This window comes from Corynebacterium sp. HMSC11E11 (genome assembly GCF_001807025.1).
GTDB lineage: Bacteria > Actinomycetota > Actinomycetes > Mycobacteriales > Mycobacteriaceae > Corynebacterium > Corynebacterium freneyi.
The window spans coordinates 1-18097 of the sequence record NZ_KV787129.1 but is presented as its reverse complement, the minus strand read 5'-3'; the positions used below and the strand labels follow the sequence as shown (position 1 = coordinate 18097).

The window sequence follows — 18097 nt, the reverse complement described above, 5'->3', positions numbered from 1 at the left end:
CCCGCGGCGGAAAAACCCGCCGCCGGGCCGGACCCGGAAACGAGAAAACCGCCGCCTGCTTTCGCAGAACGGCGGTTTATCTCACCTGGTCGGGGTAGCGGGATTTGAACCCACGGCCTCTTCGTCCCGAACGAAGCGCGCTACCAAGCTGCGCCATACCCCGGTAAAGAACGTCGCAACGGTTCCGGGCCGCGACTGCGGGCCAGCGGCGTGCGCTGCAACGTCGACAACTCTAGACCCCCGCCGTCGCAAAAGGCAAAACGTCAGCTCCGGCGGGGATTCCCGGGCACGTCACGCCACGTCAGGCCGTGGCCGCGGTCCCGGGCCCCTCGTCGGCCGCCACGACCTCGATGAGCGTCGCCGACGGCGGACAGAACAACCGCACCGGCGCATACGGCGACGTGCCCAACCCGTTGGACACGTGCAGCCACGTCCGCTCGGTCCACCGCGACAGGCCCGACGCCCGCGACCGGTCGATCCCGCAGTTGGTCACGATCGCCCGCTCGAACGGCAGACACACCTGCCCGCCGTGGGTGTGGCCGGACAGGACGAGGTCGTAGCCGTCTGCGGCGAAGCGGTCGAGCACCCGCGGCTCCGGCGAGTGCGACAGGCCGATGGCCAGGTCGGCGTCGGCGTTGGGGGCGCCGGCGACGGAGTCGTAGTCGTCGAGATCGTGATGCGGGTCGTCGACGCCGGTGATCGCCAGCCGCACGCCCCCGGCAACGAACTCCAGCCGCCGGTGCGTGGCGTCGCGCCAACCACGCTCGATGAACGCGGCGCGCATGCCCTCCCACGGCAACTTCTCCGTCGACGGCTTGCGCTTCTTGCCGGTCAGGTACCGCAGCGGATTCAGCGGCTTCGGGCCGAAGTAGTCGTTGGTGCCGAACACGAACGCGCCCGGCCGATCCAACAGCGGCCCCAGCGCCGCGAGCACCGACGGCACGGCGTCCGCGCCACCGAGGTTGTCGCCGGTGTTGATCACCAGATCCGGATCCAGCGCCTCCAGGCCCGCGACCCAACGCTGCTTCTTGCGCTGCGACCGCGTCATGTGGAAGTCGGACACGTGCAGAATGCGCAGCGGCTCATGCCCGGCGGGCAGGACGGGCACCCGCACCCGCTTGACGCGAAACGCCGTCAACTCCACCTGATTGGCGTACAGGAACGTCGCCGCCCCGAGCAGGCCGGCACCTCCGACGACGCCGCCGGCCACCCGCGCCATGCGCTTGACGACGGACCCCGCCCCCGACCGTTCGCCCCCCGCGCCGAAAACCGCGGGAAGGCGGGACGGGGTGGGGGAGGGGCGTCGCAAAGCAAAATTCTTCAATCCGGGCACGGACACCACGCTACCGTCCCCGCCCCCGACCACGGCACCGCCTCAACGCGCGGCACGCGCATGCCGCACCCGCGGCGGCGTAAAATCCGCGGCATGAGCGAACTGAAGGCAACCATCATCTCCGACATGACCGCCGCCATGAAGGCCCGCGACAAGGCCACCGTCGGCGCGCTGCGCATGCTCAAGGCCGCGATCCAAACCGAGGAGGTCTCCGGCGCCAAGCACGAACTGACCGACGCCGAGGTGCTCAAGGTCATCGAGCGGGAGATCAAGAAGCGCCGCGAGTCCGCCGAAATGTACGCCGAGAACGGCCGCGACGAACTCGCCGAGAATGAACGCGCCGAGGCCGAGGTTTTCGCCCGCTACCAGCCCAAGCAGCTTGACGACGACGAACTCGCCGCCCTCGTCGACGCCGCCATCGCCGAGGCGTGCGGTGACGAGCCCGCGTCGATGAAGCAGATGGGGCAGGCCATGAAGGCCGCGCAGGCCAAGGCGGCCGGCCGCGTCGACGGCAAGCGCCTGTCCGGTGCCGTGAAGGCGCGCCTGCAGGCCTAGCGCGGCAGCGGAATCCGACCGAAGCCCGGAATGGTGATCGCATCCGGCAGATCCGGCACGCCACCGCCGGGTCGCGGCGCGGGAGGCTCCGTCGTCCGGGGCGGCGGCGGGCGGCGCGTGCCATCCGACACCTCCAGGGTCACGGTGCCGCCGTCGAGAAGCAGACCCGGCACCCGAACACCCGTCACCGTGCCCCGCGGCCGACCCGTCTGCGACACCGAAACCGACTCGACCCGGTAGCCGGCCTCCTCCAACTTCCGGCGGGCGTCGGCCTCCTGCATGCCCTCCACCTGCGGCAACGACGCCTTGGCGGTTCCGGGTCCATACTCCGGGGCCATTTCCGGCAGCACCTTGCCGCCATGATCGTCGATGATCGGCGACACCGCCGAAAACCACGTCCGCGCCGGCTCGCGGCCACCGTACAAATCACCCGAACCACACTGGCGCAGCGGCGACGTGCACAACTCCGTCACCACCGGCGAATCGTTGTACGCGTACACCGCCGCGGCCAAACCCGTCGTGAACCCCAGGAACGCCGCCGACTGGTTCGACTCCGTCGTCCCCGTCTTCGCCGCAACCGGGCCATCCCACCGCGCCGACTTCGCCGCATCCTCGGCAGTGCCGTCGACCGTGTCCGACGACAACGCCTGCGCCATCGCATGGGCGACGCCCGGATCGACCGCCTGGTCGCACGCCGGACGGTCGACGTGCACCGGGTTGCCGTCGCGATCCGTGACCTCCACGATCGGATCCGGCTCGCACCACATCCCGTCCGACGCCAACGTCGCGCCGACGTTCGACAGCTCCAGCGCATTGACCGGCGTCGGACCCAACACGAACGAACCCAACGTGTTGTCGGACACGTACTCCGCCACCGACGACTCGCCGTCGAAACTGCCCGGCACCGTGTACGACCGCATGCCCAGGCGCACCGCCATATCCATGACGCCATCGACGCCGACCTGCTCGCTCATCGCCACGAACGGGGTGTTCGGCGACTTCGCCAACGCCTCCCGCAGAGTCATCGACCCCGGGAACGTGCCCGTGTTCTCCACGCAGTACAAGCCGGGCGGACAGCCGGCCGCGCCGCCGTCGCCCAACCCCGACGCCTCGTAGCGGCGCGGCACCGGCAGCGACGTGTCGATGCCCATGCCCTTCTCCACCGCCGCGGCGGCCGCGAAGATCTTGAAAATCGACCCCGCGCCATTGCCCACCGACGTAAACGGCTGCGGCTGAACCGTCTGCATGGCCTCGGCGTCGAGCCCGTACACCCGCGACGACGCCATCGACAGCACGCGGCGCGAATCTGTGCCCGGCTCGACGACGCTCATCACCTCGGCCACGCCGCCGGCCGTCGGAGACGCCTGCTCCCGCAGCGCTCGCTGCGTGTTGTCCTGCACCACCGGATCCAACGTCGTGTGGATGGTGTAGCCGCCCCGGGCGAGCTTCGTGCGGTCCAGACCGCGATCGGCGAGGTAACCGAGCACGTAGTCGCAGAAAAAGCCCCGGTCACCGGCGGCGATGCAGCCCTGCGGCAGGCGATTCGGCTCGGGCAGCACGCCCAGGTCGGTGGCGATGGCGTCGTCGGCCTGCGCCTGCGTGATCGACCCGGTGGACACCATCGCCCGCAGCACGTCATTGCGGCGGGCCATCGCCCCATCCGGATTCGTGTACGGATTCAACCCCGACGTCTGCTGCACCAGCCCCGCGAGCAGCGCCGACTGCGGAATGTTCAGGTCCTTCGCCGGAATGCCGAAATACGTCTGCGCCGCATTCTCGATGCCGAAGGCGCCGTTGCCGAACGGGACGATGTTGAGGTAGCCCGTCAGCACCTCTTCCTTGGACATCCCGTCCTCGAGGTCCTGGGCGATGCGGATCTCCCGCAACTTGCGGCCATAGTCGGTGGCGGTGGCGGCGCGGCGTTCGGCCTCGGTCTCCGCCTCCACCAGGAGCGTGTAGTTCTTGATCAGCTGCTGCTCGATCGTCGACGCACCCTGCTGCACCGACCCGGACGTGAAATTGGCCAACGCCGCACGGAACGTGCCCTGCCAATCGACGCCGGAATGATCCCAGAAACGGCGATCCTCGATGGAGACGATCGCGTCCTTCATCTCCCGCGAAATCTGCCACGACTCCACCGAGGTGCGGCGCTGATCGTACAGCCACGCCATCGGTTCGCCGTTGACGTCGGTGATGGTGGTGATCTCCGGGGCCTCGCCGCCGATGACCGAGCGGGACGACATCGCCAAATCATCGGCGGTGCGCGCCATCAGGTACCCGCCGCCGCCGGCGACGGGGAAGATCGCCGCGGCGACGATGAGCCCCGCGAGCATCACCGCCACCGCGAGCTTCAGCAGATTCCGACCGACATTCACGCGGTCAACCCTACTGCCGGGGGTTTTCAAAGGGGAATCCCCGAATCTCCGAACTTCCCGGGCGCTGCACCGACACCACCACAGCCGCCAGCGTCGGCAACCTCCGGGGGAGGCGGGAACCAGATGAGCGTCGTAAAGCCCCCCAAGCCCAAAGCCCCCGAACCCCCTGAAAATGAGGAAACACCGCGCCCGGACCATCATTTTTCCTCCCTCCGTTACATCGCGGGGGTGCCGGGGGCCACCCCCGCAATCCGCGAGCCGGAAAACGTCCTACCTGGTGCTATGGGTCACCACCACCCCCGGGATGTGACCTAGGTGACATTGCTCAAATTGTGTGAATAGACTTACAACAACAAATCAGCACGGAATCAGCACCGGGAACCCTCCCAAGCTGGTAACGGACACGCCCGGCACACCCCACCGCGCGCCAGGCGACACCGCACCGGCCCCACACGCGGGCCGACGACCACCCCACCGCCCAACGCGGACGGGGACCGCGAAACACCGAAGGAGGCCATGATGACCGCCACAATCTCAGACCGGAACCGAACCGCCCGCGTGGCCGACCTCGTGGAAGAACGCGAAGCCGCCGCCGACAGCTTCCGCGACCGCCAAGAATGGGTCACCCGCGCCAAGTGCCGCGACATCGACCCCGACGAACTCTTCGTCCGCGGCGCCGCCCAGCGACAGGCCGCCGTCATCTGCCGTCACTGCCCCGTCGTGCTGCAGTGCCGCGCCGACGCCCTCGACAACCGCGTCGAATTCGGCGTGTGGGGCGGGCTGACCGAGCGCCAGCGCCGCGCCATGCTCCGCGAGCACCCCGAGGTGACCAGCTGGGCCGACTACTACGCCGCCCAGATCGCCGCGCAGCGCGTCGCGCAGAAGGCCCGCCGCGCGTAGCGGGACCTGGCGACGGTGGGCCGTCCCGGCGGAGTGTGGCGGATGGGCCCGCCGCGTGTAGTGGGACCTGGGAACCCCGGTGGATCAGTGTGATCCGCCGGGGTTTCGCCGTGTCCGGGCGTCGGGAGCCGCTTTTTGACGCCGAGCCCCCTGGCCGCTGCTGGGGCGCGTGCTCGGCCACTCGGAGCCGCCTAAAAGTCTCAACCTCAGCTTTGATCCGCACTTAGTAGGCTGATTTGTTGCATTTCATCGCTCAAATCCTGAAAGTTCGCGCCGAAAATGCAACAAATCCGCCGACTAATTGCAGATCAAGTTCTATCGGTTGCGGGTGGGGCGCATGGGGCTGCAGGGGCCTGTGGCGGCGGGTACATGGGGCAAGGAGTGGGTGTCTGGCGGCGGATGGAAGGGGGAGGGCGAGTGGGCGTGGGTGCCTGGCGGCGGGTGCCTGGCGCGGGGGCGGGAACCGGCGGCCGGTTCGGGGCGCGCGATCAGTCCAGTGCGGGGAGAATCCGCTTCGCCAGCGTGCGCAGGTCATCGGTGCTGGTCACGCCGCCGCTCATCGACGGCACATGCGTGAGGGGAGCATCGGGGAACCGCCGGACGAAGCGATTGATCTGCTTCTCCTCGGCGGCGGCGAGCTCGACGCGGGACTCGTGGATGCGGCGCATCGCGGCCATGGCGCCGGGTGTGGGTGCTTCCGCTTCTGCCGCACCGCCCGGCCCCGCCTCCGTCCCGGCTCCGGCACCCGCCCCCGCCTCAACCACGCCACCCGCGGCATCGCCCCAGTTCAGCTCGCGGCCGCGCAGGGCCTCGGGCACCTGGTGGGTGCGGTTGACGACGACGCCGGTCACCGGCAGCCCTTGCCCGCTGAGGGAGTCGGCGAACGACCGCGCCTCTCGCAGCGCCTCGGCGGTCGGCGCGGTGACCAGGAGGAATTCGCCGGCGTCGCCCAGGCGGTCGCGCATGGCCCGCGATCGCACGAGCATGGAGTCGGCGACGGGCCGCAGTCCTCGGGCGAATGCGGCGGCCTGCGCGAGGGTTTCGCTGCCGACGATTTGGCCGAGCAGCATCACGCCGGTGCCGACGAGGCTGGACGAGGACGTCAGCAGCCGCATCAGGGGGTGGCGGACGAGGCGTCGCACGCGGTCGGCGGAGTCGAGGAAGTCGAGCGCGGACAGGGCGGGCGGGGTGTCGACGACGATGGCGTCCCATTCGCCGGAGTCGTGCAGCTTGGCGAGCAGGTCCATGGCCAGGTATTCCTGCAGGCCGCCGAAGCTGCGGGCGACGGTGGCGGTGACGCGGTTGTCGGCGAGTTCGGGCGCGCCGGCTTCGGCGAGGAGTGCGCCGAAGCGGGCGTTTTGGTCGAGCATCAGGGCGTGGAGGTGGTCGTGCCCTGCGACGGGTTGCGGGGTGTCGCCGAGTTCGTCGAGGCCGAGGGCTTGGGCGAGTCGTTTGGCGGGGTCGATGGTCAGGACGACGGTGCGCAGGCCGGTGTCGGCGAGTCCGAGGGCGAGTGCGGCGGCGGAGGTGGTTTTGCCGACGCCGCCGGAGCCGACCATGACGATGACCCGCGGGTCGCCGTTGCCCGCGCGGGCATGCCGGTCCCGATCCCGGTCCTGGTCCCGGCCTCGGCCCATCGCCTCGTCGGCGCCGCGTGCGGTGTTGTCGTGCGCGTTGTTGGTGGTGTCAGGCATTGGGCACCTCGCGGTGGTCGAGGCCGGTGAGCAGGTCGGCGATGTCGTAGAGGCCTTCGATGCGGACGCCGCCGGGCTGGGCGGGGATGCGGGTGATGGGGTGGGGCCAGTCGTCGGCGAGTTCGGTGAGGGAGCGTCGTTGGATGCGGGCGCGGGCGGCGACGTCGTCGAGTTCGGCAAGCAGGGCGGTGGTCAGGGTTTCGTTGCTTGACGACGGTCCGTCGCCCGCGTCGTCGGCGGGGGCCAGGGTGCGGGCGATGGCGGTGACGTCGTCATAGCGGAGGGAGAGTGCCGCGTCGCAGAGATCGTCGTCGAGGAGTCGGTTGACCACCACCGATCCCAGCGGCAGGTTGACTTCGGCCAGTTCGTCGAGGGCTTCGAGGGATTCGCGCACGGGCAGCGGTTCGGCGAGCGTCACCATGTGCACGCGCGTCGAACCCGACCGCAGGAATGCGGCGGTGTCGGCGGCCTGGCGGTGGATCGGCCCGGAGGTGGCGATGTCGCCGAGTGCGCGCGTGACGTCGAGGAACCGCGCCACCCGACCCGTCGGCGGGGCATCGACGACGACGGCCGACCAGCCGCCGCGCCGGGCTTCGGCGACGATGAACCCCGACAGCAGCACGTCCCGCAGGCCCGGGGCAATGGCCGTGGCGAATTCGGTCACGCCGAATTTCCGGGCCGCCGCGATCGCCAGCGACGACCCCACGTTGGACGACAGGTAATCCTCGAGCACGGCTTCGGCGTCGAGGGAACAGGCGTGGACCTCGCCGCCGCCCGACGCCGAGGCGACCTTCTCCGGAGACCGCGGAAACGTCGCGAGCCCCAGCGTCGCGGCGACCGCCGGCCGCCCCTCCGTCTCCACGAGCAGCACCCGCCCGCCATCGGCGGCCAACCGCAGGGACAACGCCCCCGCGATCGTCGACTTGCCCGTGCCGCCCTTGCCGGTGATCACGTGCACGGCCGCCGCCCCCGGTTCCGGCGGAGACGAAGGCCCCGACGACGTGGACGGACGCGCCGACGACGGGGACGTCGTAAAGCCGTCTCCCGAAACCGATCCCGAGCGCGCCCGGGCGCCGTCGACACTCACCCCACCAACGATAGACGCCGCGGGCGGCTACTGTGTGAGCATGAGCACAACTTGGGAATACGCCACCGTTCCGCTTCTCACCCACGCCACGAAGCAGATCCTCGACACCTGGGGCGAGGACGGTTGGGAGCTGGTCACCGTCCTGCCCGGCCCCACCGGCGAGCAGCACGTCGCCTACCTGAAGCGCGCGAAGGGGGAGTGACCGTGGCCGTCACCGACCGCCTCCGCGAACTGGGCATCGAACTGCCCGCGGTAGCCGCACCCGTCGCCGCCTACGTGCCCGCCGTGCGCGTCGGCGACCTCGTCTACACCTCCGGCCAGCTGCCCTTCGTCGACGGCGAACTCACCGCCACCGGCAAGGTCAGGGACGTCTCCGCCGCCGGCCGGTCCGACAGCGAGGGGTCCGTCTCCGCCGAGGATGCCAAGGCCGCCGCCCGCGTCGCCGCCCTCAACGCCCTGGCCGCCGTCGACGATCTCGTCGGCATCGACAACGTCGAGCGCATCATCAAGGTGACCGGTTTCGTCGCCTCCGCCGCCGGCTTCAACGGCCAGCCCGGCGTGATCAACGGCGCCTCCGAACTGTTCGGCGAGATTTTCGGCGACGCCGGCAAGCACGCCCGCTCCGCCGTCGGCGTCAACGAGCTGCCCCTCGACACCCCCGTCGAGGTCGAAATCATCGTCCAGGTCCGCTCCTAGGGCCGCGCGACCCACGTGCCCGCGCCGGGGTCCGCGCGGCGAAAGTCCACCGCCCGACACGGTCGGCGGCGAAACCCCCGGCCGGGCCACGTAGGATGGTGGGCATGGAGCATCCTGCGTACAGCCAACTGCGTCCCATCTCCGAGTCGGTCGGAGTCGTCCTGTGCCCGAACCCCAGCTACAGCTCGCTGGAAGGCACGAACGCCTACGTCATCAAGGCCGAAGGCGACGATCGCAGCATCGTCGTCGACCCCGGGCCGGAGGACGAGGGGCATCTCAACGTCCTGCACCGCTACGCCGGCGATGTCGCCCTGATCCTGCTGACCCACCGCCACGGCGACCACGCCGACGGCGCGCATCGCTTCCGTCAGCTCACCGGTGCCCCCGTTCGGGCGTTCGACGAGCGCTACTGCTCCGACGGTGTGGAGCCGCTTGCCGACGGCGAGCGCATCGTCATCGACGGCGTCACCCCGCAGGTCGAGGTCGTCGCCACCCCCGGCCACACCGCCGATTCCGTCTGCTTCTTCGTCCACACCGGCGACGGCGACGATGACGTCGAGGGCATCATGACCGGCGACACTATCGCCGGCCGCCACACCACCATGATCTCCGAGACCGACGGTGACCTGGGCGAGTACCTCAAGACGCTGCACCTGCTCCAGGACCGCGGCGAGGGCGTGCGCCTGCTGCCCGGCCACGGCGAGGACCTGCCGGACATCACGGTTATGACGAAGAAGTACATTGAGCGCCGCGAGCAGCGCCTGGCCCAGGTCAAGGCGGCGATCGAGAAGCTCGGCGAGGACGCGTCGGTGGGCGCGATCGTCGACGAGATCTACACCGACGTCGACCCGGTGCTGCGTCATGCCGCCGAGCAGTCGACCCGCGTGACCCTGCGGTACCTGGACGCCCAGTAGCTTTTCCGCGCGCCGCGGCGTCGCCGTGAGCGGCTGAGCCGCCGCGCGCATCATTTCCGGCCGGGCCGCGTGGTCCGGCACGGCGTCGCTTCACGACGACGACAGCGCCGCCCCTTTCACTTCGAGGGGCGGCGCTTTCGTCGTCAAGCAAGGAAACGGGCGGCGAAAGAAGCCCGGAAAGCCGAAACGCGCCGGACCGGCCGGCGCAAAGGCGAAGAGTGCGGGTGCCGCCCTAGCGGGCGCGGCGGGCCAGACGCTCCGTGTCGCAGATGACCACGGACTTGCCCTCCAGGCGGATCCATCCGCGGTGGGCGAACTCGGCGAGCGCCTTGTTCACGGTCTCGCGGGACGCGCCGACGAGCTGGGCGATCTCCTCCTGCGTGAGATCGTGGGTGACGCGGAGGTTCGGGCCCTCCTGCGTGCCGAAACGGTTAGCCAGCTGCAGCAGCGCCTTGGCCACGCGGCCGGGCACGTCGGTGAAGATGAGGTCGGCCAGCGAGTTGTTGGTGCGGCGCAGGCGGCGGGCCAGCATGCGCAGCAGCTGGGCGGAAATGCCCGGGTGGTCGTCGATCCACTGGTGCAGCAGGTCGGAGTTCATCGACGCGGCGGTGACCTCGGTGACGCAGACGGCCGAGGACGTGCGCGGACCCGGGTCGAAGATGGACAGTTCGCCGAACATGTCGGAGGGGCCCATGATGGTCAGCAGGTTCTCGCGGCCGTCGGAGGAGTGGCGGGCGAGCTTCACCTTGCCGTCGATGATGATGTACAGGCGGTCGCCGGGCTCGCCTTCGTTGAAGATGGTGGTGCCGCGCGGGAAACGGACGGTTTCGAGCTCGGTCAGAAGGTTTTGGACGGCCTCCGGGTCGACTCCCTGGAAGACTCCGGCGCGAGAGAGGATCTCCTGTACATCGTCCACGGTTTTGTTCTCCTGTCCTGTCGCATGGCACATCGCGGCGTCGTGGTGGGGCTGGTGTGCCGCGTTTCGGCGGGCCGCCGTTGTGCGGCAACTGACGGCACTGTGTGTGACCAATCCCACTCTAGATGAATATCCTCTTGCGTGGGGGCGGGTCCGCGATGGAATCGGGGGATTTTTGCTTGACGACGGTGGCCGAAATGGCGCAAATGGCGCGGAACCCCCGGTAACGGCGTTATCGGGGGCGTGGTCGGGGCGGTGGTTAGGATGTGGCCATGACCCCGAAATCAGCGCCGATGCCGCCCCCGACCCGACCGCAGGGGTCGCTGACGAGCACGCGACGCCGCAAGCCGGGGGCGCATCCGGCGGCGAAGGGACAGGAGACGCGGCGGGGGATGGTGCGTCGGGCGCGGCGCGTGAACCGCACGTTGGCGGTGGCGTACCCGGATGCGCATTGCGAACTCGACTTCCGCGACCCGTATGAGCTGACGGTGGCGACGATCTTGTCGGCGCAGTGCACCGATGTGCGGGTGAACATGGTGACGCCGACGCTGTTCGCGGCGTTTCCCGATGCGGAGGCGTTGGCGGGCGCGGACGTGGCGGTGGTGGAGGACATCATTCGGTCGACGGGGTTTTACCGTGCGAAGGCGGCGAACATCATCGGTTTCGCGCAGGGCGTGGTCGAGCGCCACGGCGGCGAGGTGCCGGGGACGCTGGAGGAGCTGACGGCGCTGCCGGGCGTGGGCCGCAAGACGGCGAATGTGGTGCTGGGCAACGCGTTCGGCGTGCCGGGGTTGACGGTGGACACGCATTTCGGGCGTCTGGTCCGCCGACTCGGCTTCACGGATCAGGAGGATCCGGTGCGGGTGGAGCGCGAGATGATGGAAGTCATCGAGCGCCGCGAGTGGACGTGGTTTTCGCACCGCATCATCTTCCATGGCCGTCGGGTGTGCCATTCCCGGCGTGCGGCGTGCGGGGCGTGTTTCCTGGCGGCGGATTGCCCGTCGTATGGCCTGGCCGGGCCCGCGGAGCCGGAGTCGGCGGAGAAGCTGATCACGTCCCCGGACCGCGAGCATTTGTTGGCCATGGCCGGGTTGGGGGAGGATCCCGGGGCGGCACGGGAGCTTGACGACGATCGACGTGAGGACGTGACGGCGTGAACGACGACATGAACCGGGGCGACGGGGCCCGCGACGATGTGCGCTCCGATGAGGTGCACCGCGGTGACGTGCATCGCGATGGCACGGTGCGCGCGGGTGAACCGGGCGCGGCCGTCGAGGCGACGGGACCGGTGTCGGTGCCGCGCGGGTCGGTGCGGACGTCGACGATGATCGCGGTGATCCTCGCGGTGGTCGGCACAGTCGCCGTGCTGTGGTTCGCCGTGTCGCAGACGATGGGCGGCGGCGACGGGGCCGTCACCGGCGCCGCCGGGGAAGAGGAGCTCGTCGAAGAGCCCGTCGCCCTGCGTCCCGACTGCCCCGAGCCCGCGCCGGGTGCCGCCGGGTCGGGTCCGCTGGCCGGGGTCACCCTGCCGTGCCTGGGTGCGGAGCATCAGGGCGAGATCGACGTCGCCGCCGCACTGGCGGGCACTCCCGCCGTGGTCAACGTGTGGTCGTGGAACTGCGCCCCGTGCCGCGAGGAACTGCCGGTGATCGAGGAGTGGGCGGCGGCCAACCCGGACGTGCGCGTCGTGGGCGTGCAGGCGGCCACCAGCGAGGCCCGCGGAGCGGCGCTGCTCGAAGACCTGGGCCTGGAGACCTTCGTGTCCTACCAGGACGGCTTCGACGCCGTCGGCCCGGCCCTCGAACTGCCGCGCGTCGTGCCCATCACGGTGGTGTTGCGCGCCGACGGCACGGTCGCTGCGGTGCTGCCGCAGGCGTTCGACTCGGTCGACGAATTCGACGCGGCCGTTCGAGGAGCGCTGGCATGACGGGCGGCGGCGCACCCGGCGCGGACCCGGCGAAGGTCCCCGGCATCGAACCCGTCCACCACGCCATCGAGGTCACTCCGCCGTGGCTCGCGCCGATCCTCGGCGACGCCGAAGACCCGGGACTGACGGCGCTGCGCCGTGCGGCGTCGACCGTCGACAAGCCACTGAAGAACCCGGACGAATCCGCCGTCCTGGTGCTGCTCGGCGGCGACGCCATGGCGCAGGACCGGCCCGAAGACGCCCTCGTGGTGCTCACCCACCGCTCGCCGACGCTGCGACGTCACGCCGGGCAGATGTCCTTCCCCGGCGGGCGCCGCGACCCCGGCGACCGCGACGCAGTGCACACCGCCCTGCGCGAAGCCGAAGAGGAAACCGGGCTGCGACCCGACACCGTCACCCCGCTGAAGGTCCTCGACCCCATCGACATCAGCCGCACCGGCTTCGCCGTCCACCCCGTGCTCGCCTACTGGCACGCCCCCCACGACCTGCGCGCGATCGACCCCAACGAAACCGACGCCGTGCTGCCCGTGCGCATCTCCGACCTCGTCGACCCGGCCAACCGCATCCGCGTCGGCTGGGAGAACTGGTCCGGCCCGGCGTTTCGCGTCGGCGACTTCGTCGTCTGGGGATTCACCGGCGGCGTCCTCGACCTTATGCTCGACGCCGCCGGCTGGTCCGTGCCGTGGGATGATGGCACGGTGCTCGATCTGCGCGACACCCTCGCGAAGTCGGCGAACCGGGAGACATTCGGAATGGACGGGACGAAACGATGATGGCGGCGATCGACGGTGGACTCACGCTCGATCTGCTGCTCCTGTTCGTGGTGCTCGGCGCCATGGCGTTGGGGTGGCGGCAGGGTGCGCTGGCGTCGGGGCTGTCCATCATCGGCGTCGTCGCCGGCGGCATCGTCGGCCTGGAACTCGCCCCGGCCGCCATGGACCTGGTGGAGGGCCGCGCCGCCCGCGTGATCATCGGCGTGGCCACCCTCATCGGCCTCATCGTCGTCGGCCACACCGTCGGCGCGGTGGCCGGACAATCGCTGCGCAACCGCATGCGCTCGCCGATGGCCGTGGGCCTGGACTCCGGTTTCGGCGCCGTGGTGCAGGCGGTGGCGACGCTCGTGGTCACCTGGATGGTGGCGTTGCCGCTGGCCACGGTTTTGCCGGGACAATTCGGCGACGCCATTCGCGGGTCCTCGGTGCTGGCCACCGTCGACGACGTCGCGCCGGATTCGTGGGCGGGGCTGCCGTCGTCGATCGTCCGGCGCATCGACGACTCCGGCGTCCCCGCGGCCATCGCCCCCTTCGAACCGCGTCCCGCCCACGACGACACTCCCGCCGACCCCGCCGTCGTCGAGCAGGCCGTCGTCGACGAGGTCCGCCCGTCCGTGGTCCGCGTGCTCGGCGAGGCGCCGCAGTGCCGCCGCCTGCTGCAGGGCACGGGCTTCGTGGTGGCGCCGGACCTGGTGGTCACCAACGCTCACGTCGTCGCCGGCGTGGACACCGTCCGCCTGGAAACCGTCGCCGGCATGGCCGACGCGCAGGTCGTCCATTTCGACCCGCTCGACGACATCGCCATCCTGCGGTCCTGGGACCTGCCGCTCGCACCGCTGCCGTGGGCGGGCGCCGATGCCGAGCCGGGCGATGGGGCAGTGGTCCTCGGTTTCCCCGAGTCCGGTCCGTTCACCGCGACGGCGGCGCGCGTCGAGGAAAAGCTCGTCATCCGCGGCCCCGACATCTACTCGGCCAGCCGCCATGACCGCGAGGCGTACATCCTGCGATCCGACGTCCGCCACGGCAACTCGGGCGGCCCGTTGATCACCCCGCAGGGTGAGGTCCTGGGCGTGGTGTTCGGCGCCGGCGTCAACGACGACCAGACGGGATACGCCCTCACCGCCGCCGAAACGAAGGCGCACATCGACGCCGCCCGCGACCTCATGGAAGCCGTCGACACCCGGGAGTGCGTCGCGCAGTAATCGACGCGCTGGCGACCGTGCGGCAGTGGTCGCGTGGAGGTCGCATAGTGGCCGGTGCGCGATGGACGTCGCGAGATACCCGTCGCGCGGTGGCGCCGGGTCAGACCGGTTCCGGATGCTCCCGGCGCACGGCGTCGGCGATGACGTCGGCGACGGCGTCGGGGGCCTCCAGCGCGGGGAAGTGCCCCACGCCGGGCAGGGAGATCACGTCGACCGACCGTGAACCGGACAGTGCGCGTTCGGAGACCAGCGGATCATCCGCGCCGACGACGATCCACGTCGGCGGCATCGTCGCCTGCGACAGGATCCGCATCCAGCGGCGCCACGACGCGCCCGTCGGCTGGGCAAGCCATTCCAGGTGCCGCAGCGCCGGGGACAGCGCACCCGCCCGCAACGACCGTTCCATCAACTGCGCCGACTCGACGCCTTCCGGAGTCTCCCGGAAACCGGGGCCGGACAGCTTCATGGCGTCGGCGACGATGTTCGACGCCGCGCGGCCACCCCGACGGCCCAGACGCCCCAGCACCGTCGCGTATCTTCCGAACGACCACGACGTGCGCAGCGGCGTCGAAAACGGGCGGCGCAGCGCCTCCCGCCGCCACTCGTCCGGATGCGGCATGCCGCACGCGACGACGCCGGCGACGAGCGACGGCTTGCGGGCGGCCAGCGTCCACGCCACCAACGCCCCGTAGCCCTGGCCCACCACGATGGCCCGCGAATGACCGAGCGCGCGGATCAGCCCCGCCGCATCATCGGCGGCCGCGGTCGGGCGGTACCCCGACGGCGTGCGATCCGACGTGCCGTACCCGCGCAGGGACACCGCCACCGCATGCACCGGCTGACCCGACAGCAGCGGCAGCACCCGTCGCCAATCGAACCACCCGCCCGTGGCGGAATGGATGAAAAGAACCAGCGGCGACGACGAAGCCCCGCACTCCGCGACATGCAGTCGCTGGCCGCGGACGTGGACCATGCGGTGGGTCCACGGTCCGTCCAGCAACACATCTTCGCGATGCGGGGCGGGGGCGCCGGCGCCGCCGAGAAATTCGCCGCTCACCGAGCCGTTCCTCCCGTCGAAGCCGAAGACCGCGGTCGGCGCGTCGAGCGTCCGCCGCGGTCGGTGTGGCGTGAATTTAGGTGTACAGGCCGCCGGACGCGGAGTGCGACGGGGCGGTGCGGGACTGGCCCGAGGACGGGATGACCGACTTGAGCTCCTGCACTGACTCGATGGTCTTCTCCGGCTTGCCGACCTTCTTCACCTTCTGCAGGCCCAGGAAGGCCGCGATGCCGGCGATGACCAGCATCAGGATGAAGACGATGAGGAACGCCGACCAGCGCGGCAGCCACTCGGCGATGAGCTCGGCCAGGAAGAAGAACAGGAAGAACGAGGAGTACAGGGCCACGACGCCCGCCACCGCGAAGAAACCGGCGCCGACGCCGGCCTTCTTCGCCTCACCGGCGAGCTCGGCCTTGGCCAGCTCGACCTCGGCGCGAACTAGCGACGACACCTGCGCCGACGCCGACTGCACCAGCGTGCCGATGCTGGCCTCGCCCGGGGCGTGGGTGTCCACGTCGCTCAGCGGCACGGCCGTCACGCGCGGCGGCACGCCCGTGCTGCCGTCCGTGAAAAGGCCCTTGTTGTTGTCGCTGCTCACGTGCGTCCTCCTGCGTAAATCGATGCGGTACTCGGTGGGTCGAAGCTGTTGGAATCCCGGCGCCGCGCCCTTCGGGCATGTGCCGGAAAACCCGTCCCGCCATTGACAGCGGCGCAACTCTCCCGGCAATACTACCCATTCCCGCTGGGCCCGCGCGGCCGGTCGGCGATTTCACCGTGATTCACCCCGAAGTCGAGGTTCGAATCCGGGCCTTTCGACCACCCCGCCGGGCCCCGCCCCTACTGTTGTGGGCATGACCGACGGAACCACCCGCCCCGACCCGCTCGCTCCCCTCATGGAATTGGAGGGGGTCGCCGAGGCCTCCCGCCGCGCCGCCGAGGCGGTGTCGGGCGTCCATCGTCACCGGGCGAACCTGCGCAAATGGACGGTCACCGGCGCGGAGTCGGTGCTGCGCGGGGCCCGTGCCTCGGCGTGGTTGGAAGGCGGCGAGCCCGCCCTGCCGGCGGAGGGGGACGTCACCGATCCGATCCTGGCCGCCGCCCTGCGCGCCGCCGATCCCATCGCCCCCGAGGCGATCGAGGAGACCGTCCGCGTGTGGCGGCGCGCCCCGATCCAGGTGTTGGCGCGGTTTGCGCTCATCGCGTCGCCGACCGGCCCGGAGTTGTCCGACGCCCCCACCGACGCCCGCTCGTCCGAGGCCGGCCGCCCCGTCGGCGACGACAAGCTGTCGGCGGCGATGAAGGAGCAGCGCCTGCACCTGCTCGGCGACTTGGTCTCCGGCGGGACGTCGGTGCCGGACCCGGTGCTGTCCGCCGTGGTCCACGGCGAAATCCTGACCATGCGCCCCTTCGCCGCCAACAACGGGATCGTGGCGCGCGCGGCATCGCGCTTGACGACGATCGCCGGCGGCTCCGACCCCCGCGGCCTGGGTGTTCCGGAAGTCCACTGGACCCGCCATCGCGACGAATACCGCGAGGCCGCCGACGCCTTCGCCTCGGGCACTCCGGAAGGCGTGCGCCGGTGGATCCTGCTGCACCTGGCCGGTCTGGAGGCCGGAGCCGCCGAAGCCCGCGGCATCGCCGACGCCGTCTAAACCGAACGGGCGCACCCGGGTGCTCCGGCTAGGCGTCGCCCCCGCCTCGTCGTGAAGCAATGATGCCCGCCACCAGCGCCGCCGCACCCGCCGCCACCGCGGCGATGCCCGTCACGCGCGGACCCGTGCGACGGAACAGGGGCACCGGGCTGCGGAAAATGCGGATCGGCCACTCGCGCTCCTCCGCGATCTTGCGCAACGCCTTGTCCGGATTGACCGCCACCGGATGCCCGACGACGGACAGCATCGGCTCATCCGTGCCCGAATCCGAATAGGCGTAGCACCGCGACAGGTCGTAGCCGCGTTCGGCGGCGATGCGGCGCAACTCCGTGGCCTTGTTGCCGCCGCGGCAGAAAAACGGCACCTCGCCCGTGTACACGCCGTCGACGACCTCCAGCCGCGTGGCCACGGTCTCGCGCACGCCCAGCTCCGCGGCGATCGGTTCGACCAGCTCCGCCGCCGACGCCGACACCACGTACACGTCGTGCCCCAACGCCCGGTGATGACGGATCAGGTCGATGGCCTCCTTGTACACGTACGGCGAAATCACCTGGTGCAGGGACTCTTCGGCGATGTGGCGGACATGATCGGCCCGCCAGCCCGTCACCATCGCCGACAGCTGATCGCGGGCGGCCTCCATCTGATCGTGATCGTGGCCGCCCGAAATGTACATCGCCTGGCCCAGGGCCATCTGCATCATGCCCGAGGCCGACAGCAGCCCGGACTCCATGAACTGCCGGCCGAAGGCGTAGGCCGAGCTGCGGGCGATGATTGTCTTGTCCAGGTCGAAGAAGGCGGCCACCGTCGACGCGGGACGGGGCGCGGCCTTGTGTCGCGGATCTTCGACGGTCACGGTGTCGAGCATAGCGACGGCGCGGAAGTGCCGGGGCGCGTCCTGCAGGCGGTGCGGGACACTGCGGTTCCGTGCCTGCCGGGTGCCGACCGGGTTGTGGTGCGCCGTCGGAATTCACGTGCGGCAACCGATCTAGGTGTACCCGGCCATCAGGTTGGTAGCA

Annotated in this window: 18 protein-coding genes and 1 tRNA gene; 10 read left to right on the top strand and 9 right to left on the bottom strand. The window is 70.4% G+C overall.

Annotation, left to right across the window (positions count from 1 at the left end; all coding sequences use genetic code 11):
• Positions 1–86: 86 nt before the first annotated feature.
• Together HMPREF3121_RS04015 and HMPREF3121_RS04010 are read right to left on the bottom strand one after the other, a co-directional pair.
• A tRNA-Pro gene (locus tag HMPREF3121_RS04015) sits at positions 87–163 on the bottom strand.
• A gap of 138 nt (positions 164–301) precedes the next feature.
• Entirely contained in the window at positions 302–1219 is a 918-nt protein-coding gene (locus HMPREF3121_RS04010) for a metallophosphoesterase (RefSeq protein WP_070520073.1), read from the bottom strand.
• Between the two features lie 207 nt (positions 1220–1426).
• On the opposite strand from HMPREF3121_RS04010, the gene HMPREF3121_RS04005 reads away from it, so the two are divergent.
• Complete coding sequence (locus tag HMPREF3121_RS04005; protein WP_070520071.1) at positions 1427–1888, top strand: GatB/YqeY domain-containing protein; 462 nt, start codon at positions 1427–1429, stop codon at positions 1886–1888.
• On the opposite strand, the gene HMPREF3121_RS04000 is transcribed toward HMPREF3121_RS04005, so the two are convergent.
• Entirely contained in the window at positions 1885–4221 is a 2337-nt protein-coding gene (locus HMPREF3121_RS04000; protein WP_070520151.1) for a transglycosylase domain-containing protein, read from the bottom strand. The genes HMPREF3121_RS04005 and HMPREF3121_RS04000 overlap by 4 nt on opposite strands.
• Positions 4222–4782: 561 nt before the next feature.
• Between HMPREF3121_RS04000 and HMPREF3121_RS03995 the strand changes: the two genes are divergently transcribed.
• Complete coding sequence (locus HMPREF3121_RS03995) at positions 4783–5163, top strand: WhiB family transcriptional regulator (protein WP_070520149.1); 381 nt, start codon at positions 4783–4785, stop codon at positions 5161–5163.
• A 488-nt stretch (positions 5164–5651) separates the two neighbouring features.
• Here the strand turns inward: HMPREF3121_RS03995 and HMPREF3121_RS03990 are convergent, their stop codons facing one another.
• Both HMPREF3121_RS03990 and HMPREF3121_RS03985 read right to left on the bottom strand, forming a co-directional pair.
• Positions 5652–6857 carry an ArsA family ATPase gene (locus tag HMPREF3121_RS03990; protein ID WP_083291258.1) on the bottom strand — a complete coding sequence of 402 codons (1206 nt, stop codon included), beginning with the start codon at positions 6855–6857 and terminating at the stop codon, positions 5652–5654.
• Positions 6850–7944 (bottom strand): ArsA family ATPase, encoded by a 1095-nt coding sequence (locus HMPREF3121_RS03985; protein ID WP_168161365.1) that lies wholly within the window; start codon positions 7942–7944, stop codon positions 6850–6852. The genes HMPREF3121_RS03990 and HMPREF3121_RS03985 overlap by 8 nt, the downstream gene beginning before the upstream one ends.
• Positions 7945–7984: 40 nt before the next feature.
• On the opposite strand from HMPREF3121_RS03985, the gene HMPREF3121_RS12345 reads away from it, so the two are divergent.
• The 3 genes from HMPREF3121_RS12345 (at position 7985) to HMPREF3121_RS03975 (ending at position 9554) form a co-directional block, all read left to right on the top strand.
• Positions 7985–8146 carry a Sp36 family protein gene (locus HMPREF3121_RS12345; protein WP_141742963.1) on the top strand — a complete coding sequence of 54 codons (162 nt, stop codon included), beginning with the start codon at positions 7985–7987 and terminating at the stop codon, positions 8144–8146.
• A 2-nt stretch (positions 8147–8148) separates the two neighbouring features.
• The gene (locus HMPREF3121_RS03980; protein ID WP_070520145.1) at positions 8149–8640 is read left to right on the top strand and encodes a RidA family protein; all 492 of its coding nucleotides are present in this window, start codon (positions 8149–8151) and stop codon (positions 8638–8640) included.
• 104 nt (positions 8641–8744) lie between these two features.
• Complete coding sequence (locus HMPREF3121_RS03975; RefSeq protein ID WP_070520143.1) at positions 8745–9554, top strand: MBL fold metallo-hydrolase; 810 nt, start codon at positions 8745–8747, stop codon at positions 9552–9554.
• A gap of 232 nt (positions 9555–9786) precedes the next feature.
• Here HMPREF3121_RS03975 and glxR read toward each other — a convergent pair whose 3' ends face one another.
• Complete coding sequence (glxR, locus tag HMPREF3121_RS03970) at positions 9787–10470, bottom strand: CRP-like cAMP-activated global transcriptional regulator GlxR (protein ID WP_035122708.1); 684 nt, start codon at positions 10468–10470, stop codon at positions 9787–9789.
• 293 nt (positions 10471–10763) lie between these two features.
• On the opposite strand from glxR, the gene nth reads away from it, so the two are divergent.
• From nth to HMPREF3121_RS03950, 4 genes are read left to right on the top strand one after another with little or no spacing between them, the layout of a single operon-like run.
• Positions 10764–11627: an endonuclease III gene (gene nth / locus HMPREF3121_RS03965; RefSeq protein ID WP_141742966.1), complete on the top strand. Its 864-nt coding sequence runs from the start codon at positions 10764–10766 to the stop codon at positions 11625–11627.
• The gene (locus tag HMPREF3121_RS03960; RefSeq protein ID WP_246816066.1) at positions 11624–12397 is read left to right on the top strand and encodes a TlpA family protein disulfide reductase; all 774 of its coding nucleotides are present in this window, start codon (positions 11624–11626) and stop codon (positions 12395–12397) included. Before nth ends, HMPREF3121_RS03960 begins: the two co-directional genes overlap by 4 nt.
• Positions 12394–13170: an NUDIX hydrolase gene (locus tag HMPREF3121_RS03955; protein ID WP_070520066.1), complete on the top strand. Its 777-nt coding sequence runs from the start codon at positions 12394–12396 to the stop codon at positions 13168–13170. Before HMPREF3121_RS03960 ends, HMPREF3121_RS03955 begins: the two co-directional genes overlap by 4 nt.
• A complete protein-coding gene (locus tag HMPREF3121_RS03950; RefSeq protein ID WP_083291255.1) occupies positions 13167–14372 on the top strand; it encodes a MarP family serine protease in 1206 nt (401 codons plus the stop codon). The genes HMPREF3121_RS03955 and HMPREF3121_RS03950 overlap by 4 nt, the downstream gene beginning before the upstream one ends.
• Positions 14373–14472: 100 nt before the next feature.
• On the opposite strand, the gene HMPREF3121_RS03945 is transcribed toward HMPREF3121_RS03950, so the two are convergent.
• Both HMPREF3121_RS03945 and HMPREF3121_RS03940 read right to left on the bottom strand, forming a co-directional pair.
• A complete protein-coding gene (locus HMPREF3121_RS03945; RefSeq protein ID WP_246816065.1) occupies positions 14473–15429 on the bottom strand; it encodes an alpha/beta fold hydrolase in 957 nt (318 codons plus the stop codon).
• Between the two features lie 76 nt (positions 15430–15505).
• Positions 15506–16027 (bottom strand): phage holin family protein, encoded by a 522-nt coding sequence (locus tag HMPREF3121_RS03940; protein WP_070520062.1) that lies wholly within the window; start codon positions 16025–16027, stop codon positions 15506–15508.
• A gap of 253 nt (positions 16028–16280) precedes the next feature.
• Between HMPREF3121_RS03940 and HMPREF3121_RS03935 the strand changes: the two genes are divergently transcribed.
• A complete protein-coding gene (locus tag HMPREF3121_RS03935; protein ID WP_070520060.1) occupies positions 16281–17081 on the top strand; it encodes a Fic family protein in 801 nt (266 codons plus the stop codon).
• 28 nt (positions 17082–17109) lie between these two features.
• On the opposite strand, the gene HMPREF3121_RS03930 is transcribed toward HMPREF3121_RS03935, so the two are convergent.
• Positions 17110–17934 (bottom strand): HAD family hydrolase, encoded by an 825-nt coding sequence (locus HMPREF3121_RS03930; protein WP_246816064.1) that lies wholly within the window; start codon positions 17932–17934, stop codon positions 17110–17112.
• Positions 17935–18097: the final 163 nt, after the last annotated feature.